Source organism: Clostridium sp. (genome assembly GCF_036781005.1).
Taxonomy (GTDB): Bacteria; Bacillota; Clostridia; order Clostridiales; family Clostridiaceae; genus Clostridium_B.
The window spans coordinates 106,987-128,399 of record NZ_DAIQBT010000004.1 but is presented as its reverse complement, the minus strand read 5'-3'; the positions used below and the strand labels follow the sequence as shown (position 1 = coordinate 128,399).

The 21,413-nt window shown below is 31.1% G+C and carries 22 protein-coding genes, 1 pseudogene and 1 riboswitch; of the genes and pseudogenes, 7 read left to right on the top strand and 16 right to left on the bottom strand.

What is annotated here, in order from left to right; all coding sequences use genetic code 11:
* Positions 1-768 precede the first annotated feature (768 nt).
* Entirely contained in the window at positions 769-939 is a 171-nt protein-coding gene (locus V7Q02_RS02840; protein ID WP_333859447.1) for an aspartyl-phosphate phosphatase Spo0E family protein, read from the bottom strand.
* A 275-nt stretch (positions 940-1,214) separates the two neighbouring features.
* Here V7Q02_RS02840 and add point away from each other — a divergent pair, with 275 nt between their 5' ends.
* Positions 1,215-2,261 carry an adenosine deaminase gene (gene add, locus V7Q02_RS02835; RefSeq protein WP_333859446.1) on the top strand — a complete coding sequence of 349 codons (1,047 nt, stop codon included), beginning with the start codon at positions 1,215-1,217 and terminating at the stop codon, positions 2,259-2,261.
* Positions 2,262-2,321: 60 nt separating this feature from the next.
* Here the strand turns inward: add and sufU are convergent, their stop codons facing one another.
* The 9 genes from sufU to V7Q02_RS02790 all read right to left on the bottom strand — a co-directional run bounded on the left by sufU (position 2,322) and on the right by V7Q02_RS02790 (position 8,577).
* Entirely contained in the window at positions 2,322-2,762 is a 441-nt protein-coding gene (gene sufU / locus V7Q02_RS02830; RefSeq protein WP_333859445.1) for a Fe-S cluster assembly sulfur transfer protein SufU, read from the bottom strand.
* Complete coding sequence (locus tag V7Q02_RS02825) at positions 2,749-4,002, bottom strand: cysteine desulfurase (protein WP_333859444.1); 1,254 nt, start codon at positions 4,000-4,002, stop codon at positions 2,749-2,751. The genes sufU and V7Q02_RS02825 overlap by 14 nt, the downstream gene beginning before the upstream one ends.
* Positions 4,002-5,129, bottom strand: coding sequence for a Fe-S cluster assembly protein SufD (gene sufD / locus V7Q02_RS02820; RefSeq protein WP_333859443.1), 1,128 nt, complete (start codon positions 5,127-5,129; stop codon positions 4,002-4,004). The genes V7Q02_RS02825 and sufD overlap by 1 nt, the downstream gene beginning before the upstream one ends.
* Positions 5,130-5,141: 12 nt before the next feature.
* The gene (gene sufB / locus V7Q02_RS02815) at positions 5,142-6,548 is read right to left on the bottom strand and encodes a Fe-S cluster assembly protein SufB (protein ID WP_373844558.1); all 1,407 of its coding nucleotides are present in this window, start codon (positions 6,546-6,548) and stop codon (positions 5,142-5,144) included.
* Positions 6,549-6,577: 29 nt separating this feature from the next.
* Positions 6,578-7,324, bottom strand: coding sequence for a Fe-S cluster assembly ATPase SufC (gene sufC / locus V7Q02_RS02810; protein ID WP_333859442.1), 747 nt, complete (start codon positions 7,322-7,324; stop codon positions 6,578-6,580).
* A gap of 182 nt (positions 7,325-7,506) precedes the next feature.
* Entirely contained in the window at positions 7,507-7,647 is a 141-nt protein-coding gene (locus V7Q02_RS02805) for a DUF2292 domain-containing protein (RefSeq protein WP_333859441.1), read from the bottom strand.
* A 190-nt stretch (positions 7,648-7,837) separates the two neighbouring features.
* Positions 7,838-7,945: riboswitch (SAM riboswitch) on the bottom strand.
* Positions 7,946-7,964: 19 nt separating this feature from the next.
* A complete protein-coding gene (locus tag V7Q02_RS02800) occupies positions 7,965-8,177 on the bottom strand; it encodes a hypothetical protein (RefSeq protein WP_333859440.1) in 213 nt (70 codons plus the stop codon).
* A gap of 154 nt (positions 8,178-8,331) precedes the next feature.
* Entirely contained in the window at positions 8,332-8,400 is a 69-nt protein-coding gene (locus V7Q02_RS02795; RefSeq protein ID WP_333859454.1) for a hypothetical protein, read from the bottom strand.
* Between the two features lie 48 nt (positions 8,401-8,448).
* A complete protein-coding gene (locus tag V7Q02_RS02790) occupies positions 8,449-8,577 on the bottom strand; it encodes a hypothetical protein (protein WP_333859439.1) in 129 nt (42 codons plus the stop codon).
* 78 nt (positions 8,578-8,655) lie between these two features.
* Between V7Q02_RS02790 and V7Q02_RS02785 the strand changes: the two genes are divergently transcribed.
* Positions 8,656-9,069 carry a transposase gene (locus V7Q02_RS02785; protein ID WP_333859438.1) on the top strand — a complete coding sequence of 138 codons (414 nt, stop codon included), beginning with the start codon at positions 8,656-8,658 and terminating at the stop codon, positions 9,067-9,069.
* Positions 9,070-9,084: 15 nt separating this feature from the next.
* On the opposite strand, the pseudogene V7Q02_RS02780 reads toward V7Q02_RS02785, so the two are convergent.
* Together V7Q02_RS02780 and V7Q02_RS02775 are read right to left on the bottom strand one after the other, a co-directional pair.
* A pseudogene (locus V7Q02_RS02780) lies at positions 9,085-9,303 on the bottom strand (transposase); the annotation flags it as partial.
* Between the two features lie 356 nt (positions 9,304-9,659).
* Positions 9,660-10,604 carry a sugar-binding transcriptional regulator gene (locus V7Q02_RS02775; RefSeq protein WP_333859437.1) on the bottom strand — a complete coding sequence of 315 codons (945 nt, stop codon included), beginning with the start codon at positions 10,602-10,604 and terminating at the stop codon, positions 9,660-9,662.
* Between the two features lie 114 nt (positions 10,605-10,718).
* Between V7Q02_RS02775 and trpB the strand changes: the two genes are divergently transcribed.
* Together trpB and trpA are read left to right on the top strand one after the other, a co-directional pair.
* Positions 10,719-11,900 (top strand): tryptophan synthase subunit beta, encoded by a 1,182-nt coding sequence (gene trpB / locus V7Q02_RS02770; RefSeq protein WP_333859436.1) that lies wholly within the window; start codon positions 10,719-10,721, stop codon positions 11,898-11,900.
* On the top strand, positions 11,901-12,692 hold the full coding sequence (trpA, locus tag V7Q02_RS02765) for a tryptophan synthase subunit alpha (protein WP_333859435.1): 792 nt from the start codon (positions 11,901-11,903) through the stop codon (positions 12,690-12,692).
* 1,019 nt (positions 12,693-13,711) lie between these two features.
* Here trpA and V7Q02_RS02760 read toward each other — a convergent pair.
* Entirely contained in the window at positions 13,712-14,131 is a 420-nt protein-coding gene (locus tag V7Q02_RS02760; protein ID WP_333859434.1) for an ABC transporter transmembrane domain-containing protein, read from the bottom strand.
* Between the two features lie 286 nt (positions 14,132-14,417).
* Here V7Q02_RS02760 and V7Q02_RS02755 point away from each other — a divergent pair, with 286 nt between their 5' ends.
* A complete protein-coding gene (locus V7Q02_RS02755) occupies positions 14,418-15,035 on the top strand; it encodes an acetate uptake transporter (protein WP_333859433.1) in 618 nt (205 codons plus the stop codon).
* Between the two features lie 49 nt (positions 15,036-15,084).
* Here the strand turns inward: V7Q02_RS02755 and V7Q02_RS02750 are convergent, their stop codons facing one another.
* Complete coding sequence (locus V7Q02_RS02750; protein WP_333859432.1) at positions 15,085-16,245, bottom strand: DUF4317 family protein; 1,161 nt, start codon at positions 16,243-16,245, stop codon at positions 15,085-15,087.
* A 277-nt stretch (positions 16,246-16,522) separates the two neighbouring features.
* Here V7Q02_RS02750 and V7Q02_RS02745 point away from each other — a divergent pair, with 277 nt between their 5' ends.
* A complete protein-coding gene (locus V7Q02_RS02745; RefSeq protein ID WP_333859431.1) occupies positions 16,523-17,815 on the top strand; it encodes an FxLYD domain-containing protein in 1,293 nt (430 codons plus the stop codon).
* A gap of 9 nt (positions 17,816-17,824) precedes the next feature.
* Complete coding sequence (locus V7Q02_RS02740) at positions 17,825-18,973, top strand: S1C family serine protease (protein ID WP_333859430.1); 1,149 nt, start codon at positions 17,825-17,827, stop codon at positions 18,971-18,973.
* Positions 18,974-19,010: 37 nt separating this feature from the next.
* Here the strand turns inward: V7Q02_RS02740 and thiI are convergent, their stop codons facing one another.
* On the bottom strand, positions 19,011-20,156 hold the full coding sequence (gene thiI / locus V7Q02_RS02735; RefSeq protein ID WP_333859429.1) for a tRNA uracil 4-sulfurtransferase ThiI: 1,146 nt from the start codon (positions 20,154-20,156) through the stop codon (positions 19,011-19,013).
* Positions 20,153-21,289 (bottom strand): cysteine desulfurase family protein, encoded by a 1,137-nt coding sequence (locus tag V7Q02_RS02730; protein WP_333859428.1) that lies wholly within the window; start codon positions 21,287-21,289, stop codon positions 20,153-20,155. The genes thiI and V7Q02_RS02730 overlap by 4 nt, the downstream gene beginning before the upstream one ends.
* Between the last annotated feature and the right edge of the window lie 124 nt (positions 21,290-21,413).

Sequence of the window (21,413 nt, the reverse complement as noted above, 5' to 3'; positions counted from 1 at the left end):
CAGCGTTCGTCCTGAGCCAGGATCAAACTCTTATTTTAAAAGTTTTATTGACTCTGTTCAAAATTACTATTAGCTTCGCCCAGCTTCCTCAAATGCTTCATTCCGGTGCTCAATTACACAAGTAAGTTCTGCTCCTCATTCAGCCTTTTCGTTGCTGTACTCGCTACTAGCAATTTTAGTATATCTCTTCCAGTAAGATACTGGATAAGTATACTCTATTACGAAATTACTTTCTTTACTGCTTTCGCAGCTCAAAAGAATTGCTGGTTTATTCTTATATAAATAAGTTTACCTATCTTCTTCATTCTGTTTAATTTTCAAGGATCACTTTTCATCTTCCCTGCCGCCTGTTTTCCTCAGACAGCTTTTATAGTATATCATCTCATTTTACCTTTGTCAACATTTTATGTCACTTTTTTTATTTTATAAAAGCTAGCTAATCTGACATCACAAAATAGATAAATAATAATATTATACGCTTTTATTCCTGTACTAGAATTAGCTGGTACTCACACCTTCTTCAAAATGGGAACTAGAAAAATATCCTCTACCTGAATAAATTCTTAATAAAATTCAGATAGAGATAATCATTTTTCTATAATAGTAAATTTCATCTAAACCTCTAAATCCTATACATTATGTAATCTATATAAAAATTTATACACAGGATATTTTTATTTAAAATATAAGATGTACAAATGAATCTTATATTATTAGAATATCAACTATAACTTATTTCTATTTCTCCCTTAATATTAAAACTCACTTTTACATATCATATCGAAAACTACCGCCATTCTCCTTAATGCTCTTGTTATACTGAATATATATTAACTCATCTAATTCCTGACTTAACCTCAACACTTCTCCTCTATATAATACATCACTTTTAATAACCAGCGCATTCAACCTTTCTCTAAGTTGTTCTATTCGTTTCATAAATTTTCACTCCATTTATTAATTTTTACAACCTTTTTTATTGTATTACTTTATTTTATACATTGCAATAATTAATATAATACATTTATTTACTTTAAAACATATATTATACTATTAAATATTACTTTTAGACAAATAATGTATCAACACATCTTAAATCCTATTTGTTGTAAATGTATACTAATAATGATACTATATTATCAGATAATTCCGAGATTTATGTGAAGTTTTCTATAGAGAAATACTTAAAAATTTTTATTTGGGAGGATTCCATAATGAATTTGAATAAAGCACTTAAACTTATTCCAAAAACAGATTTACACTGTCATTTAGATGGTAGTTTGAGACCAGAAACCATTTTAGATATTGCCTGTAAAGAAAATATACCTATTTCAAAGAAAGAATTAGCTAATTTCCAAGAAGAAATTAAAGTTATTGGAAAGTGCACTTCCTTAAAAGAATACTTAGATAAGTTCAATCTTCCTATACAAATCATGCAAAAAGAAGAACATATATATAGAGTAACCCTTGAACTATTAGAAGATGCTTTAAAACAAAATATAAAATATATAGAAATACGTTTTGCTCCTTTCAATCATCTAAAAAATACTCTAACTTTAGACCAAGTTATAAATACTGTAATAACTGCTATGAATTATGGAAGAACTCATTTAGATATCATGTCTAATTTAATTTTATGTATACTAAGACAAGAACCTGTAGAAAAAGGAATAGAACTTGTAAATACAGCTAAAAAATATGTTGGAAAAGGAGTAGTCGCTATAGACCTTGCCGGAAACGAATCTGACTTCCCTCCTGAAATTCACAAAGAAGCTTTTAAACTAGCTAGAGAATATGGACTTCATCGTACAGTACATGCGGGAGAAACAGGTTTATCACAAAATATAATAAAATCCATAAATATACTAGGAGCGGAAAGAATAGGCCATGGAACTTATGCCTATAAAGACAGAGAAATAGTGAAATATTTAAAAGAAAATAAAATTCCCTTAGAAGTATGCATCACCAGTAACATAAATACATCAGCGGTAACTTCCTATCAGGAACATCCTATAAAAAAATATTTAGATGAGGATCTTATTATTACGGTAAACACAGATAATACAACTGTATCAAATACCACTTTGACTGAAGAATTCAATTATCTTATAAAATATCAGAATTTTAATTTTGATAATATAAAAAAGGTTATAAAAAATGGAATAGAATCTTCTTTTGCATCCAAAGAAGATATAAACAAACTGCGTGGACAATATCTATCCGCCCTAAATGTGATAGAGTTAACCAATCCTATTTTATAGTTTACTTTTACTTAAAAAATCTCCTACCTAAAATGCTTACTTTTGAGTAGGAGATTTTTTCTAAACTATTTTTCTATTTTTTATAGCTTCTTCTAAAGTATGCCATGCCAGCACTGCACATTTCACCCTGCCAGGCAAGGCAGCTATATTTTTAAGGGCAATGGCATCTTCCAGTTTTTCTAGCTCCTTCTCATCTGTAATTTCCTTTTTTATCATTCCAAGAAAGAGATTTACATAATACATGGCTTCATCTATAGTTTTACCCTTTACAAGATCTATCATCATGGATGTAGAAGCTTGAGATATAGCACATCCACTACCTTCATAAGCCAAATCATTTATTATGTTTCCATCAAACTTCATTAAAAGAGTTATATCGTCTCCACAACTTGGATTATGTCCCCGCTCTTCTACATCTGCATTTTTCATGTCCCTTTTATTGGTAGTATCTTGATTATGTTCTGTTATTATCTCAGAATATATCATACTAAGATCGTCCATATCCTAACCACTTCCTCACCTGTTTAAGCCCTTCTATAAACTTATCTATTTCCTCATAGGTATTATAAAAATAAAAACTAGCCCTTGAAGATGATTGTATTCCCAAATACTTCATAAGCGGCTGTGCACAATGATGTCCTGCTCTTATTGCCACTCCATAACTATTTAATATCGTTGATACATCATGAGGATGAACATCTTTTACATTAAAAGAAATAATTCCTCCTCTGTGGTCTGTATTTTTAGCTCCATATACCGTGACATAATCTATTTCGCTGATTTTTTCAAGGGCATATTCTGTAAGTTCTCTTTCATATGCTTCAATATTATCAATCCCTATAGAATTCAAATAGTCAATAGCAGCTCCAATAGACACAGCTCCTTCTACATTTTGAGTACCCGCTTCAAATTTATATGGAAGTTCTGCAAAAGTAGAATCTTGTTCTGTAACATATTCTATCATATCTCCCCCTCTTAAGAAAGGAGGCATTTCAAGCAGAAGCTCTTCTTTGCCATAAAGTACTCCAATTCCCATAGAAGACAACATCTTGTGACCTGAAAACACAAAAAAATCAACATCCATATCACACACATCCACCTTCATGTGTGGAGTGCTCTGGGCTCCGTCTACCACAACTATGGCTCCTTTTTCATGAGCATATTTTATAATTTGTTTAATTGGATACTTTGTTCCAAGCACATTTGACATCTGTGCAATGGCTACCAACTTTGTCTTATCAGTAATTTTACTTTTATACTCATCTTCATTTAATCTGCCATTTTTATCAGTATACATGTATTTAAGCACTGCACCTTTTGCTTTTGATATCATTTGCCAGGGAAGTATATTACTATGATGTTCCGATATAGGAATTACTATCTCATCTCCTTCCCTTATAAAATTTATACCATAAGTATAAGCTATCAGATTGAGAGATTCTGTAGCATTCCTTGTAAATATTATCTCAGAACACTTTTTTGCTCCTATAAATTCTCTCACTTTTTCACGAGCTCTCTCATAGGCTTCTGTAGATGTAACCCCTAAATAATGGGCACCTCTATGAGGATTTCCATTATAATTTTTATTATAGTTTTCAACAGCTTTTATCACAGATATTGGTTTTTGAGTTGTGGCACCATTGTCTAAATACACTAAATTATTCCCATTAACTTTTATAGATAGTATAGGAAAATCCTCTCTTATTTTTTTTATATTTATTTTTGTATCTAAACCATTCATTATAAAATCCTCCTGTTAAGCTCTTCAGATAAAAGCCTTCTCAAATTCTCCTCAGGAATTTTGTCAAAAATAGGATTGAATCTAGCTTCTATTATAAGTTTTTGCGCTTCGCTATAATCAAAACCTCTGCTCATCAAATAAAAAAGTTCATCTTCATCTATTTTACCAATACTAGCTGCATGTGCTCCATCTACATCTTCTTCCCCACAAAGAAGTATAGGAACGGAATCTGTTTTCACTTCTGAATTCAAAAGAAGCACTTCTTCCATCTGAGAACCTTTGGATTTATGACATCCTTTTTTAAAATCTATATTGCCTTTAAATACCTTCTTTGCTCTATCTTTAAGGACTCCTTCCACCCATATGTTACTCACACTATTTTCCCCGAAATGATTATTGGTATAATAAATATCCTGTTTTCTATCTCCATCCACCATATAGGCTGAGTAAATATTAACCTCACTATCTTCTCCCAGCAAATCAGAGCTGTAATTTGTAACATTTATGCTGCTTCCAATTTCTACAGTTATCCAATTTACTTTCGCGTTTTTCCCTACCAGTGCCATATTCCAATCAAAGTGAAAGGAATTATCATTCATTCTTTGAACCTTTATAACATTTACTTCTGCCCCATCTCTTGCAATTATCTTGGTCAGTCCATTATGAAAAGCATTTATTTCTCTATTTTCTGTATGATAATCTACTATAAAAGTAACTTTACTATTTGGTTCCGCCAGGATTATATTATGATCTATCACCATGTTATTGTCTTTATCTAAATTAAAATCAAGCCTTATATCAGAGTGTAAAATTCTATTTTTAGGAACCTTTATAAATACTCCTGAATTAAACATTTCTTCCCCAATCTTTACAAAATCTCCACACAAAAGTGATGCTTCTCTAAAGTTAGGGTAATTGTGAAAATATTCGTCTTTTATTACTCTATTCATAGGCCTTATTATATTATCTTTGAAATCCTCCTCTTTATAATTTATATAATCCTTATTATAAGGAGTTATTTGAGAAAATCTATAGTTTTTAAAGGAAAAACTATTTAGTCCAAGATATTTCCAGGTGGGGACACAAGCCAAATTAAACTTGTATTCATTTTTATTTTCATGGAACATCACACTACCTCCCTATCCTATAGTTCCTTTTAATTCTATCTTAATTAAGTTATTCATCTCCACGGCATACTCAAGAGGAAGTTCTTTTGCTATAGGTTCTACAAAGCCTGTGACTACCATACCTTTTGCTTCTTCTTCTGTAAGACCTCTACTCATAAGATAAAAAATAGCCTCCTCACTTATTCTTCCTATTTTAGCCTCATGTCCTATATCTACATTATTATTACACACATTTATAACAGGTATAGTATCTGATCTGGATTTACTATCCAACATAAGGGATTCACAGGACACACTTGATTTTGAGTTCACTGCATTCTTTGTAGAACTTAAAAGGCCTCTGTAAATGGAAACACCCCCATCTTTAGATATGGATTTTGAATTCACAGTAGATGTGGTATTTGGTGCTGCATGGATTACCTTTGAACCCGTATCCAAATATTGGTTGGCACCTGCAAAAGTTATTCCTGTAAAATCACATTTTGCTCCTTCTCCCTTCAATATGCTCATAGGATAAAGCATTGATACTTTAGAACCAAAGGACCCTGTTACCCATTCTATATGTCCATCTTTATCCACTACAGCTCTTTTTGTATTTAAATTATACATATTTCTAGACCAATTCTCTATGGTACTATATTTTAATGAAGCACCCTCTCTTATGTAAACTTCCACACAACCTGCATGCAGATTGTTCACATAATATTTAGGTGCAGAACAGCCTTCTATATAGTGAATCTTTGCTCCTTTTTCAACTATTATAAGGGTATGTTCAAATTGTCCTGCTCCTGGAGCATTTAATCTGAAATAAGATTGAATTGGAATATCAACTTGTACTCCCTGGGGAACATATACAAAAGATCCTCCAGACCACACTGCCCCATGAAGTGCGGCAAATTTATGATCCGTTGGAGGTACAAGCTTCATAAAATGAGGTCTAACCAGTTCCTCATAATCCCTTATGGCAGTTTCCATATCCATATATAGCACACCCTGTTTTTTCAGTTCTTCGCTTACATTGTGATAAACAACTTCAGAATCATACTGTGCCCCCACTCCCGCCAGTGACTTTTGCTCTGCCTTAGGTATTCCCAGTAAATCAAAAGTATTTTTTATATCCTTTGGTACATCTCTCCAATTGTGCTTCATATCCATATCCGGCCTTACATAAGCAACTATATTATCCATATTTAAATCTGTTAGATCAGGCCCCCAGGAAGGCATTGGCATATTGTCGTATATTTCTAAAGATTTCAGTCTAAATTCTCTCATCCAGGCTGGGTCATTCTTTTCACAGGATATCTCCTCTATTATCTTCCTTGTAAGTCCTCTCTCAGTTTTATAGACAGATTTATCTTTATTTTTTATATCATATATACTTCTTATTATATCTTTTATATAAGTTTTATTTTTTTTCAACAGGATCACCTCTCTTATGAAACAGTAAACTATACCAGAGACTTGAATTTATCATACCCGCTCTTTTCTATTTCTTCTGCCAGGGATGCATCTCCAGTCTTAACTATTCTTCCATCTACAAGTATATGAACATAGTCTGGTTTCAAATATTCCAAAATACTATTATGATGGGTAATTACAAGTACAGAATTTTCTTTTGTTCTAAGCCTGCTCACTCCTTCTGATACTATTTTAACTGCATCTATATCAAGTCCCGAATCCGTTTCATCCAACATGGCAAGTTTTGGTTCAAGTACCGCCATCTGAAGTATTTCATTCTTTTTCTTTTCTCCACCGGAAAATCCTACATTTAAATATCTTTTTATATAACTTTTATCTATCTTTAAAAGTTCTAATTTTTCTTTCAAAATTTTTCTAAATGCCAAAATTCCCATTTTCTTTTTAGATACTGAGGCTTTTGCGCTTCTTAAAAAATTTTCCACAGTTATACCTGGTATTTCCTGTGGATATTGAAAAGACATAAAAATTCCACGTCTTGCCCTTTCATTTACTTTTAAGTCACTAATAGATTTTCCTTCAAATATTATATCTCCATCTTTCACATTATATTTAGGATGACCCATAATGGTATTTACAAGGGTAGATTTTCCAGCACCATTTGGCCCCATTACAGCATGAATTTCACCCTTGCCCATTTCTAAATTTACCCCTTTTAATATTTCCTTATCTCCAACCTCTACTTTTAAATTGGTTATTTTTAATAATCTATTTGACATTTTATCTCTCCTTTAAATCCGAGCATTTAACTCATATTTAAATATAAAAAATCAGCTACAAAATTACTTCAGAAATTAAACAGTATAATACCCGACTTAAATACTCAACATTGTCTCTGATTATATTTTACTCTTTATTTAGAGGATAATCAACAAATACCCTTTTATTTAAGTCTTATTTTTTATTTAGTTTCCACTTGAATTACTATTCCATTCTGAATGACCAAAGTTATTGATCCATAGCTTATATTTTTTAATGATTCAAATATTTTTCTTATATATTCTTCAGAAATTTGGTTTTTATCCTGAACTTTTTTCTCCATCTTTGTATTATACCTCCTTCTATTTAATTTTATTATTAAGTGATTCTTAGGCTCAGTTGGAGTTTGCTTGTAAATAATACCTTTCTCAAATGGTAGCCTTCTGATAAATTAAAACAAAAATCCTCTTCTGGACAAGAAGAGGATTATATATCATCATAGGATATAAAATAAAACCTAAAGTGTTTTCTTTACCTCATTTTCCAGAACTATGTTCTGATGGACTTAGCACCTTACATAAAATTGAAATGTGGTTGCTAAAACTTCATCGGGCCATTCCCTAAGTTTCTCTTGATGCTGGTCAAAGGGAATAACTTATTTCAATAACTTATATTTATATCTTTCCATAGCCTATTACACTTTCCTTTCCCATCTAATAATTCTTCATGGGTTCCAGACTCTACTAATTTCCCAGCTTCAACAACTAAAATTTTATCTGCATCTTTTATAGTAGAGAGACGATGTGCAATCATAATAACCGCTTTTTCCAAATATGCTCTCATACCCATCTGGCAGCTATGAAATAAATTCATAACATTGTGAAGCTTTAGCATCACTTATTACTTCATCTTTCGTTACACTTTGATTCCCCATTCTAATATTATCCAGAATGCTTTGTTTAAACAAAAAATTATCCTAGAATACAAAGCTTACAATATCCATAAGGCTTTTCCATGGGAATATCTTTTACATTACACCGCCTATTTTAATATTTCCAGATTGAACATCATAAAATCGTGGAATCAGATTTGCCAATGTACTCTTTCCACCTCCCGAAGATCCAACAATAGCTGTAACTTTTCCTTATCTTGCAACAAAAGATATATTTTCAATAGCACTATTATCCGTATCCTCATCATATGAAAATGTAGCTTGCCTGGATGCTTTTACAACAGCACTCCCTCGTATATATTCTACTGATGCATTACTCATATCTTCTAAGAGCTTATCCCTAAATAGTTTCTGGTATGATATGATAATAAAGAAAAAGGGATAGGGAGAATTATGCAAATGATACAAAAGCAATCATGGGAGATAACAGATGAGTTTTGGGAAGAAGTAAAAAATCTAATACCAGAGAAACAAAGAGATCCGAATAAAGAATATAAACGAGCTGCTGGTGCTGGAAGAAAGCCAATGGAATCAAGAAAAATATTAGAAGCAATTTTTTATGTACTTCGAACAGGTATACAGTGGAAAGCACTACCAAAAGAAAAGTTTGGAGCATCCAGTTCAATTCACAGATATTTTATGGCATGGTGCAAAGCTGGAGTATTCGAAAACATGTGGAAATTAGGACTTGAGAGATATAATGAAATCCAGGGAATTGATTGGGAATGGCTTAGTATAGACAGGAGTACGAATAAAGGTCCCCTTGCAAAAGAATCTGTTGGAGCAAATCCAACGGATCGGGGAAAAAAATAGGAGCAAAAAGCATATCCTTGTGACGGTAGAGGAGTACCCATTTCTACTATTAGTTGTTTGTTTTTCAGTTACATCATATTTGTCATATCCAAGCTGGGTATCCATTTCTGCTTCCAGTGCTTCTTGAAGAACATTTTTAAACATTTCCTTCATAGCAGCTAGAACTTCATCAGGACTTTTAAACTTTTGTTCATTAACATAATTTCTTAAAATTTCTTTAGAAATATTCGACATAAAAACCACTCCTTCGTGTAAATAATTGTAAATTTATTATCTAAAATTATTGCCTTGAAAGGATGTAACTCTTCTTACTTTATAGACATCGAAATAGAATTATCAATTTCGTTTGATATATTATTTTGGTCAATCATATAAACTCCAAAATCTTTTATATATAGTAGGATATGACCTAAGAACTGTTACATTTGACTTTGAAAATTCTACACTATTAGCAAACATTTTTTTAATATATGAGTTATGTCCATAACGTTCTTCAGTATTATTGCATTGGATATAAGAGCATTATAATTAGTTCTTTAAAGGAAAATTGTTTAAATTATTAGTCCTAATTTCCTAAATAGGAGATACTATTAATTTGATTCAAGTAATTTGTCAGCTATATCTTGGGAAGTCATAAAAATATCAATATAGCCACTTTTTAAAGCTGCTTTTGTTGCTCCAATTTTTTCCTTACCAGTAGAAACCGCAATAGTTGTACTTTTAGTAAGTTCCTTAAGTGATACTCCAATAGAACGTGAATTCAATTCAGTATCTAGAATTTTGCCATCTTTGGAAATGTAAGAAGTGCATACTGATGCAACAACATTTTTAGCATTCAGTCTAGCAATATCATTTTCTGAAAATGCACCACAAAGATAAGAAGTAGAAGATACATTTATTTCACCAATACCGATAAGTGCAACATTACATGCTCTTCCCTTTGTAAGTATTTGCGAAATAGAAGGTTCTTTTTTTATGAGATTACATGTTTCTTTGCTTTGGAAAACAATAGGTGCATTAAGGAGGCTATAGTTTCCTCCTGTCTTGTACGCAAAATTTTCAGCAATTACATTTGCATGCCACTTATGACCCTTTGAACCTATATTTCCTACTAAAGGAACAAAATCTAAACCTTCTCTTGTGAGTTTATGTGCAAAATTTGAAACAGCTGCAATGGTGCGCCCACTCATAACACCTATAGTAGAATTATCAGTAAAATATTTATCAAGTTGTTCAGCACAGCATTCACCTAATTTTTCAATTGCTTCATTTGGATTTTGATATTGAAAATTAAATACGAAACATTCTTTTAATAAATATTTTTTCATAAGGTTCTCTTCTAATTGGAATTCTTGTGAGTAAGGATTATTTATTGTAAATTGAACAATATGATTCTCTTTAGCAAAATTAAGCATTCTACATACCTGAGGTTTAGATATACCAAGTAATAAAGAAATATCTTTCTGTGACATATTATCTTCATAAAATAATTTACATGCTTTTATAACAAGACGTTTATTATCATATATTGCCATGTTTATTCCCCTTTATGTTTTTATAAATGAAATATATTTCAGTGATTGAAATATATTATAGTTCTATATTACTATAAAAGTAAAGACATTTGTAAAAGAAAGGAATGAAAACTTATGCAAAATAAAAAATATGGAGAATTTGGTGGACAATATGTTTCTGAATCTCTTATGAACACTTTAAAAGAGTTGGAGGATGCTTATAATGAAGCTATAGATGATCCTAAATTCTGGGAACAATATAATTATTATATGAAGGACTATGTAGGAAGGGAAAATCCTTTATATTTTGCTTCGAAGCTTAGTTCAAAATATGGCCCTAAAATATATCTTAAAAGAGAAGATTTAAACCATACAGGTGCTCATAAAATTAACAATGTTATTGGACAAATTCTTTTGGCAAAACGTATGGGAAAGAAGAAAGTTATAGCAGAAACGGGTGCGGGACAGCATGGTGTTGCTACTGCAACAGGTGCTGCACTATTTGATATGGAATGTAAGGTATATATGGGAACAGAGGATATTAAGAGACAAAAGCTCAATGTTCTAAGAATGGAAATGCTTGGTTCAAAGGTTATCCCAGTAACATCTGGAAGTAACACATTAAAAGATGCTACAAATGAGGCTATTAGAACTTGGTCAAAGGAAGCAGAGGATACATTTTATGTTTTGGGTTCTGCACTTGGACCACATCCATATCCTGAAATGGTTAAGAAGTTCCAAAGCATTATTAGTAAAGAAGCTAAAAAGCAGGTTTTAGAAAAGGAAGGGAGACTACCTTCAGCCGTTGTAGCATGCTGTGGAGGAGGATCTAATTCAATTGGAATGTTTGCTGAATTTATTGATGAATCAGATGTAAAATTATATGGTATTGAAGCAGCAGGAAAGGGAATCGAAACAGGACATCATGCAGCAGCAATGTCAGAAAAAAAGGTTGGAGTATTACATGGCATGAGATCATATCTTTTACAAGATGAAAATGGAAATATTAATTTAGCATATTCTATTTCAGCAGGTCTTGATTATCCAGGAATAGGACCGGAACATGCTTATCTTGACAGTATAGGACGTGTTATATATGATAATGTGACAGATACACAGGCAATGGAAGCACTTTTAGAATTATGCAAAATGGAAGGAATTATACCAGCCATTGAAAGTGCCCATGCCTTAGCATATCTTCCTAAACTTTGTAAGACACTTACAAGTGATGATATTGTAGTAGTTTGTTTGTCAGGACGTGGTGATAAGGATGTTAATACAATTGCAAAATACATTCAAGATGGAGGTGTGATTTAGATGAATAGGATTGAAAAACGACTTAAAGAATTAGAAAAAGAAAATAAAAAAGCTTTTATTACCTATATGACAGCTGGGCTTCCGAATATGAAAAAAACAAGAGAAATTATAAAAATTCAGGCAGAAGCAGGCATTGATATTATTGAGCTCGGTATTCCATTTTCAGATCCAACAGCTGATGGTCCTATTATTCAAGATGCTTCTTATAGATCTATTCAGAAGGGAACAAACCTTAGAGGAGCATTTAAGCTTGTTAAGGACGTTCGAAAAGAATGTGAAGTTCCTATAGTTTTTATGTTATATTACAATACAATTTTATATTACGGTGCTGAAAACTTCGTAAATAAATGTATAGAATGCGGTGTCGACGGAATGATTGTTCCAGATCTTCCATTTGAAGAGACATTTGAAATAAAAGAATTCACAGAAAAAAAAGAAAATTCGCCATATTTAATTCCGTTAGTGTCACCTATTTCAAAGGAAAGAATTCCAATGATTGTTAAGAATGCAAAGGGATTTGTATATTGTGTTTCTTCTATGGGAGTAACAGGACAAGATGCAGACTTCCATAAGGAGGTTAAAAATTATCTTAAAAAGGTTAAAGGCATATCAAAAGTACCAATTATGATGGGCTTTGGTATTCGTACAGCAAAAGATGTGGAGACATATACGGAAATTATTGATGGATGCATTGTTGGTTCACACTTTATAAATATTATGGAAAAAAGCAACTATGATATTGATACAATAAAAAAATATATAACTACATTTAAGGGAGAATTGAATAAGTAATTATTATAATAGCACTAACATTTTAGATCTTCTTGGCTACACTTCATCCATCAAGCTAAGATAATTGTATAAGAATAAAGCTCATATTTGCAAAAATGTTATCACTTTTAAGAGATAATAAAAATACACTGATAGGATCAACTTATAACTAATATAACAAAAAAGAAAACAGAAGTAGTTATAAGACTTAATAATATATAAATAATACCACAAATAAATTATCATTGAGACAGATAATTATATGTTTATAGAAATAATTTGACTTTATAGTTATTATGGTGTATCCTTCAACGGCAAGATGATAACAAACTTTTTGCATAGAGTACAGCAATTTCTATGTAAGTCACCGAATAGGCGAAGTGATAAGAGAAGCTATAGCTGGGATGGATATATAGAAATGCTGAAATATTATCCACTAGCTAAACCAAAGATATATTTTAAGTTGTTTTAGCTCTGTGAACGTTATTATGAGGAGGTATGCGGGAAAGCCGCACGTACGGATTCTGTGAGGGGCTTATATTGTGAGGTGTAAGTCTACTCGACTATATTCCAGAAAAGATATGTTATATTTTTCAACATTCCCCGAACAATGTAAAGACAATTATAGAAAGTGGAATTTCTTTAATTACTTTTATTTACATTGACACAAAACACTGTCATAAGTATAAATCCTTATTTACATTTTAATTAATTTATTCAATAATAATGAACTTAAAACACAGTTAAATTATAGAATACACAAATTAATACCAACTATTGTATCCACTGGAATTTCATATAAATTTACTGTCCGTAGGTCAGACCTATTTGGGGCTTATTAAGCTTGCCTGTGCTTTTATCGCTTTCAGAAAGATTAAAATAATTTAGGGATAAATTCTAATGCAGTTTGATATTCATTCATGATTTTTTTGTTTTATGCCCACTAGAAGTTATATTATAAACTATAAATGAAAAAATAATCCCTACAAATGTTGCCGACCCAAATCTCCAGTCAAAAACAAAAATCAATCCCAACATAACTAAAGGTGCAACAATGCCGAAAGCATATTGGAAAAATCATGGGCAATAAAACCTTCAAGACTTTCTATATTATCATCCATAATTTTTCGAATCTTTCCACTTCCAATATTTAGATCAAATCCCAAAGGCAGTTTAGTTATGTGAGATAGAAATTTAAATTTGAGTTCATATAAAGTTCCATATGTAGCTATATGAGAAAATATACTTGCAACAACAGATAAGATAATATTAGCTAATACACCAGCTATAGCCAGTACACCATAACTTATCGTCTTATTTGTTTCTAAATCACCAAAGTCAGGATAAACCTTTATTATTTCGCTGATAACAAAATAAATAGTCAAATATGGTACAAAGGATACAATGGTTGCCAATACAGTAAATACTATAGTAGCAACCATTGGAGCTTTTTTAATCATGACTAATTCCAAAAGACGTGGTATTCCTTTTTTGGATTTGTTTTCTTTTTTTCTGCTACTCTGTAAAAACAGAACCACTCCAAACAGTAATTTATTTCATTTAAAATTAATAATATTTAAAAATTCAACAACTTTGAATTTACTGAAAACCGAATAATTTAATTTATTTTTTGACAAAAAAAATTAAATTCATAAAATTTCAAAATTTACTTTACAAATGGAGTTTTTTTTGATAAATTAAATATGTGAAATAATTCACAAATATAACTTATAAGGGGGACTTATCATGAATTCAAATGAAATTCAACACGTAAAAATCGCTAACTGCGATCCATCTGCATTAGGATTATTTGGACTTGCTGTTGTAACTCTAGTAGCTTCTTTTCAAAAGCTTGGCATTACAGAAGGCACCTCTTTTATAATTCCTTGGGCAATATTTCTAGGTGGTTTTGGTCAACTTTTCGCTTGTATCAATGATACTAAAAGACAAAATACATTTGGTGCCACAGCCTTTGGAGCTTTTTCATTATTTTGGTTTGGTGTAGCTATGTCATGGATGATTAGTGCAGGTACATTCGGAAAAGGTCTTGCAGGAGCAGTAGATCCAAAACAGCTGGGTTTTGCATTTATCGCCTATTTAATATTCACTATATTCATGACCATAGGGGCAGCTGAGACTAACAAGGCATTATTTTTAGTTTTTTTCTTTATAATCTTCTTATTTATTGGGCTGTCACTTAACTCCTTTGGTATTTTACCAGAGTTTTCTCACAAATTAGCAGGAATTGCAGAACTATTGGCATCCATTACAGCTTTTTATGGATCCGCCGCTGCTGTATTAAACCCTCACTTTGAAAGAGAATTTCTACCTATAGGAAAACCTTTTGGTATATTTAAAAAATAACATTATAACTAAATTTATAAGAGGATGTATTTTTTAAAATACATTCTCTTTAAATATATTCTTCTATTTTCTCTGTTTCCAAATTAAATCCATCTATAACCATATCTTCCTTCAGTTCTATAAGTAAACACTTCTTTCCTAATTTATTCACTACCTGTTTTACAGCATTTAAATCTCTGGGACTTATAGTTATATTTGTATTCTCATTTTCTATTTTTATAGATTTACTTTTAAAATCCGGCACTACATTTCTAACCTTAAATTCATAATCTCCTCCACATACTTCTTGGAAAGCACTTTTGACTACTTCTGTATTTTCAATTCCACTTTCCCTTAATACTTTGGTTACTTCATTTATATCCAAAATAGGATCTTCTTCTTCCTCATCTTGAAATTTTTCATTTATCCTTTCGTATATATCCTGAACCACATCAGGCTTTATTTTTCCTCCTAAAGAGGTTCCTAAGATGGCATTAAAATTCTCCTTTTCTTCCAGAGCTGTGGGTTTAACATTGCATTCCAATATTTTTTCCACAAAAACACTATTCATCTTCTTTGACTTTGAAGAATAATAAATTATTTTATTTACATCTACATATCCAGATGTAAAGCTTGGAAACATAAATCCTTCCATAGGAGAGTTCAAATTTATAATCATATCTAATGCAGAATTGGGTTTAAACTTCATTTCCGTATAATCAAACTTCATCATCTTTTTAGGTATTTCCACCTTATTTATACTACACAATATCACTTCTATAGCTTGTACACATTCCTCTAAAGACTCCTTTTTTTTCTTGTCATCACTATAATACTCTGCCTTTGTGAAAGTTATAACTATATCAGTATCATAATTATAATTTTGAGAAATTCTATTCACTATTTTATCTGCATATTCATTTATTCTTTCCTTCGAACTCAACGCAGCATATAATATATTCTGAGTATTCTCTTCTGACTCTTTCTCATTTATATTTTTAAAATCCAGCTCAAATATTTTAGAATCAAAAGTTCCCGTAAGCACTTTTTTAAAATTATTTAAATAAAGTTCTCTCTTTTCTACTTCCATCATTTCAAAGTACTCTAACTCTCCTGTTATCACTTCCCCATTATCTTTTTTCAAATATACACTGTAAATTTCTTTAATTTTAAGCATATAACTTCCTAATTTAAATTCTTTTCTTATGTCCGATAAATCTTTTTTATTCATAAATTCTCTCTCCACTCTATCTAAATCAAATAATACTTAAGTTTATACATTACTTGCACTCGATATATTTATACATATTTTACCATGTCGTAATTTATTTTACCAGTATATTTTATCATAATATTACATCAGAAAAATAATTTTAACATTTAAAATATAATTTAATAAGCACCTATTGTAAAGAATTACTATAGTGCAAACATAGAATCTTTGGTACAATATACATACGTTAGATAAAATTTTATATATCAATACAAAATTTAAGGAGAATAATACTATGTTTTGTTACAAATGCAAAATGAAGGTATCTGATAATGCCGTTTTTTGCCAAAAATGTGGTGCCAGACTAAAAAAAGACCACACAGAAATGAATTCAAATAGCGATACCATTCAAGTTCATAAGATTAACGAATTTTTAAAAAATACTGTAGAAAATAGCCAGGTGAAAACCTTATCTCCCCTTAAAACTACTTCTAAAAAAGCTGATTTTGATAAAGCTGATGATAAAACATATTCTAAAATTTCTTTTTACAAAAATAAAAATATAATGGTTCCCCTGGTATCAACAATACTTATGACATTTATAACTATAGGTTATTATATATATGAAATAACTGTTTCAAAAAATGTAGAGGAAAACAGAATAAATGCTGAATCTATGGCCCTTAAAGGTAATATATCAGAAGCCTATGCCAAAGTGGACAAAGCCTTGAGTTTACGTCCAAATAATAAAACCCTACAAGCAGATAAAAAAATTTTACAGGATGGTGAAACCATAAATTCATATATAAGTATAGTGGACAACTATATTAAAAATAAAAATTACATAGAAGCTTTTAATAAATTAGATAAAGCCAATGATTTAATATATAATAAACAAGGAACTTTTTACTCTTTATTAAACAAAATTATAGAAAATAAACGAATGGCTGTAACTGTAATACAAATAAAAAATGAAATGAACAATGAAAGCAGCATAGATGATCTTTCATATCTTCTTGCCAAAATATCAAATTATACTATAGAAGAGGCAAAAGATACCGCAAAAGAACTGAGAAATAGAATAAGCAGTGTAGCTTATGATACTGCAAATGAATATTTAAAAAATAATAATTTCACTTTAGCTCTTGAAACCATAAATAAAGGAATAACCTATAATCCAAAAGATGAAAAACTGCTTAATTTTAAAGAAATTATATTAACTGAAAAAAGTTCCTTTGAAAAAGCGGAAAAAAACAGAATTCAACAAGCACTTACTTCCGCTGCCACAGAGGATAAAAATAATAAAACTAATGCTGTGGAGGTAGCTTCTACCTCCACAGATATAAATAAATACGGTGATTTTGTTATTAAAGGAACCATTAAAAATATAGCCACCAAACCTATAAATTCTATTCAGATATATTACAATATATTTGATTCAAATAACAAAAATATCGGAAGTGGCTCTACCTATGTATATCCTAATTATTTAGATGTGGGTGCCACAGGAAAATTTGAAAATACAGAATATAATATGTTAAAGGGACATCATATTAAAATTACAAATATAACCTGGTTTTTACAATAGGAGGATAACATGATAAAAAATAAAAACTTTGTAATTTCCCTAACTATATTAGTTGTTGTTATAGGCCTGGGAATAACATTATGTTTTTTAATACATAGAAATATAAGTCTCAAGACATTCCAAAACTCTTCTAAATTAGCGAATATAGAAGAGTTTACAAGTACCCCTAAATCTAAGGATTTAAAAACAATAATACATGAAAATCAAAAATTAGTTGTATCTCTTGATGTGGAAAAAAACGCCGAAAAAGTTACAGGTTCTGGCTTTCTGTATAATAATAAAGGAGATATAATAACTAATGCCCATGTAATAGACGGTGCTTCCTCTATCACTGTAAAGATGTATGATACCACTACTTACAAAGGTACACTTATAGGTAAAAGTGATGTGACAGACGTGGCTCTGGTTAGGGTTGACAAATTAAAAGGAAAAACTCCCATGAAAATATCAAAATCCGGCAGTGTAGATGTAGGTGATGAAATAATAGCATTAGGTAGTCCATTGGGGCTTCAAAATACAGCTACCATAGGTATAATAAGCGGCCTTGATAGAGATTTCAACATAGAAAATTATAAATACAAAGGAACATACCAAATTTCTGCTCCTATATCTTCTGGCAACAGCGGAGGCCCTCTCCTAAATAAAACTACAGGTGCGGTTATTGGTATAAATTCTGCCAAATCCGGCAGTGAATCTATAGGCTTTAGTATACCAATAACCCAAGTTCTGCCTCTTGTAAATATCTGGGCCAACAACCCTATAAAATATACATCTTCCTCAGAGAATGCGGATAAATCCTATACTGAAGACCATTTGAACTTATCTACAGAGGATGCAGCTTATTTGGTTTCCTATTTTTATAACAACATAAATTCCCAAGACTATGTAACTGCTTACTCATTACTGGGTTCCAGTTGGCAGGAAAGCATAACTTATGATAATTTTAGAAAAGACTATATAGAAACTCTATCTGTAAAAATAGACACTATGACCTGTGGTAAACTTGATAATAGTAATGTACAAGTATCTGCTACCATTAAGGCTATCCAGGGAACCAAATCAAATTCAACTGTAAATACATATAGCGTAGTTTATACTGTAGGCTATGAAAATAACGTACTCAAAATTTTAAACGGAAAAACCAATAGCATTAAATAAGATGCAGTTCTAGACGAGCTGCATCTTTTTATTAAAATTATATGGATAAAACTTCAGTACCTGCTATAGCCTCTTCTACCAAAGCATCTATATCCAAATTCTCTTCAGATTTTATTATTTCTTGAAGTCTTGGTTTAGTCTTAGGATGTTTGGGAACAAATATGGTACAACAATCCTCATAAGGCAGTATGGAAGTTTCATAAGTACCTATTTCTCTTGCCACTTCCATTATATCTACTTTATCCATGGCAATCAAAGGCCTGAACACCGGTCTGTCTGCTACCTGATTACTTACAACCAACCCCTCCATGGTCTGGCTTGCAACCTGCCCTATGCTTTCACCTGTAGTTACAGAATTTATATTGTAATTATCAGCTATACTACAGGCTATTCTCATCATGAATCTTCTCATGATTATAGTTAATTCGTCCTTTCTGCACTTTTCAATTATTTGCATCTGTATTTCTGTAAAAGGGGTTATATAAAGATTTATATTTCCCGTATATCCCTTTAATATCCTTGCAAGTTCCTTGACTTTTTCCTTTGCCCTCTCACTAGTATAGGGATGACTGTGAAAATATATGCAATTTAATTGAACTCCTCTCCTCGCCATCATATACCCTGCCACCGGAGAATCTATTCCTCCAGAGAGCATAAGCATGGTATTTCCATTAGTGCCATAGGGCATTCCCCCCACTGCTTTTATTTTCTCTGAGTATATATAAGCTTTACTTCTTATTTCTATATTGATAAAAAAATCTGGACTTTTTATATCTACATTTAAATTTTTAGTATTTTGTAGAATATAAGCTCCAATTTCTCTACTTACCTCCATAGATGTTCCCGGAAAGCTTTTATTTGCCCTTTTAGTAAATACCTTAAAGGTACTTCCTTCATTTTCAAGAGCATTTTTAAGTGCCTGCTCCTTTATTTCTTCCATATCAGCTTCCACTTCATCTACTACACAAACTTCCCATACTCCAAACACTGATTTTAATTTTTCTATGCCTTTTTCAATATCACTGCATTCTATAAACCATCTTCCTTGATCCATTACAAAACTATATTGAATATCTTTTAGAATGTTTTTTATATTATCCTTTAGTTTTTTTTCAAACTTACCTTTATTTAGTCCTTTTAAAAATATTTCTGATGCATATTTTATCAGCAATAACCTTCTCATCTACCAACTCTCCTTAAAAATTTTAAAGATTTCACTAATACATCCAAAGTATAGTCTATTTCCTCCAGGGAATTATCTTCTGTAAAGCTAAACCTTATAGTTCCATCCAATTCTTCTTTTCCAAGGCCTATGGCCTTTAATACATGACTTTCTTCATTATTCCTGGCAGAACATGCAGACCCCGTGGATACATATATGTGTTTTTCTTCTAAGAGATGAAGCAGTACTTCTCCCTTAATCCCAACAAAAGATACACTAAGCACATAAGGAGAATAGTTGTCTCCTTCACTATTTATCTTAACTTTTGGAATATCCCTTAATTTACCTATAAAATAATTTTTTAATTTGTTTACCCTATTAAAACTTTCCTCTCTATTTTCATATACTTTTTCAGCTGCCTTTGCAAATGCTACAATAGCAGGCAAATTTTCAGTACCCGATCTAAAACCCTTTTCCTGTCCTCCCCCACATATTAAAGGTAAGGGAATAAACCCTTTTCTAATATAGGCAATGCCAATTCCTCTGGGACCATGAATCTTATGTGCACTTGCAGATAATAAATCTATATTACTCTTTTTTACATCTATTTCATACTTCCCATAGCCCTGAACCGCATCTACATGAAATTTTATTCTGCTATTTTTCTCTTTTATGTATTTACCTATATATTCAATATTTTGAAGGCTTCCAATTTCATTATTGGTATGCATTATACTTACTATGTGAGTTTCTTTGGTAATACTTGCATCCAATTCTTCCAAATCTATTTCTCCCCTGTTATCTACATTTAAGTAAGTAACTTTTATCCCTTGTTTTTCTAACTGTTTACAAGTATTCAATATACTAGGGTGTTCTATTTTAGTGGTTATAATATGTTTCCCTGGCTCAATAAAACCTTTTATTAAAAAATTATTACTTTCACTTCCTCCAGAAGTAAATATTATTTCATCTCTACTACAATTTATAGTATTAGCTATTATTTTTCTACTCTCTTTTATCTTTAATTCTGCCTTTAACCCTAAAGAATATGCAGAAGAAGGATTTCCATAATATTCTCTCATAGAATCTGCCATAGACTCTATAACTTCATCATAGGGCTTAGTGGTAGCACTGTTGTCAAAATAAACTTCCACTTTTTTCACTCCTTTTTACATGCCAAAATAACTAAACAATATAACATATATTATCACACTTATATAAAACATAGCAAAACCTATTTTTCAATGTTTTTACTTAAATACTTATAAATTAAATATA

Excerpts from the sequence above, each read along its gene's own strand:
- V7Q02_RS02750 (WP_333859432.1), bottom strand. The coding sequence starts at position 16,245 with ATGAATAAAAAAGATTTATCGGACATAAGAAAAGAATTTAAATTAGGA.
- V7Q02_RS02755 (WP_333859433.1), top strand. The coding sequence starts at position 14,418 with ATGAATTCAAATGAAATTCAACACGTAAAAATCGCTAACTGCGATCCA.
- V7Q02_RS02785 (WP_333859438.1), top strand. The coding sequence starts at position 8,656 with ATGATACAAAAGCAATCATGGGAGATAACAGATGAGTTTTGGGAAGAA.
- sufD (WP_333859443.1), bottom strand. The coding sequence starts at position 5,129 with ATGTTCCATGAAAATAAAAATGAATACAAGTTTAATTTGGCTTGTGTC.
- sufC (WP_333859442.1), bottom strand. The coding sequence starts at position 7,324 with ATGTCAAATAGATTATTAAAAATAACCAATTTAAAAGTAGAGGTTGGA.
- V7Q02_RS02800 (WP_333859440.1), bottom strand. The coding sequence starts at position 8,177 with ATGAATTTATTTCATAGCTGCCAGATGGGTATGAGAGCATATTTGGAA.
- trpB (WP_333859436.1), top strand. The coding sequence starts at position 10,719 with ATGCAAAATAAAAAATATGGAGAATTTGGTGGACAATATGTTTCTGAA.
- V7Q02_RS02825 (WP_333859444.1), bottom strand. The coding sequence starts at position 4,002 with ATGAATGGTTTAGATACAAAAATAAATATAAAAAAAATAAGAGAGGAT.
- V7Q02_RS02790 (WP_333859439.1), bottom strand. The coding sequence starts at position 8,577 with ATGAGTAATGCATCAGTAGAATATATACGAGGGAGTGCTGTTGTAAAA.
- add (WP_333859446.1), top strand. The coding sequence starts at position 1,215 with ATGAATTTGAATAAAGCACTTAAACTTATTCCAAAAACAGATTTACAC.
- V7Q02_RS02760 (WP_333859434.1), bottom strand. The coding sequence starts at position 14,131 with ATGATTAAAAAAGCTCCAATGGTTGCTACTATAGTATTTACTGTATTG.
- V7Q02_RS02775 (WP_333859437.1), bottom strand. The coding sequence starts at position 10,604 with ATGGCAATATATGATAATAAACGTCTTGTTATAAAAGCATGTAAATTA.
- trpA (WP_333859435.1), top strand. The coding sequence starts at position 11,901 with ATGAATAGGATTGAAAAACGACTTAAAGAATTAGAAAAAGAAAATAAA.
- V7Q02_RS02805 (WP_333859441.1), bottom strand. The coding sequence starts at position 7,647 with ATGGAGAAAAAAGTTCAGGATAAAAACCAAATTTCTGAAGAATATATA.
- V7Q02_RS02840 (WP_333859447.1), bottom strand. The coding sequence starts at position 939 with ATGAAACGAATAGAACAACTTAGAGAAAGGTTGAATGCGCTGGTTATT.
- thiI (WP_333859429.1), bottom strand. The coding sequence starts at position 20,156 with ATGAGAAGGTTATTGCTGATAAAATATGCATCAGAAATATTTTTAAAA.
- sufU (WP_333859445.1), bottom strand. The coding sequence starts at position 2,762 with ATGGACGATCTTAGTATGATATATTCTGAGATAATAACAGAACATAAT.
- V7Q02_RS02740 (WP_333859430.1), top strand. The coding sequence starts at position 17,825 with ATGATAAAAAATAAAAACTTTGTAATTTCCCTAACTATATTAGTTGTT.
- V7Q02_RS02745 (WP_333859431.1), top strand. The coding sequence starts at position 16,523 with ATGTTTTGTTACAAATGCAAAATGAAGGTATCTGATAATGCCGTTTTT.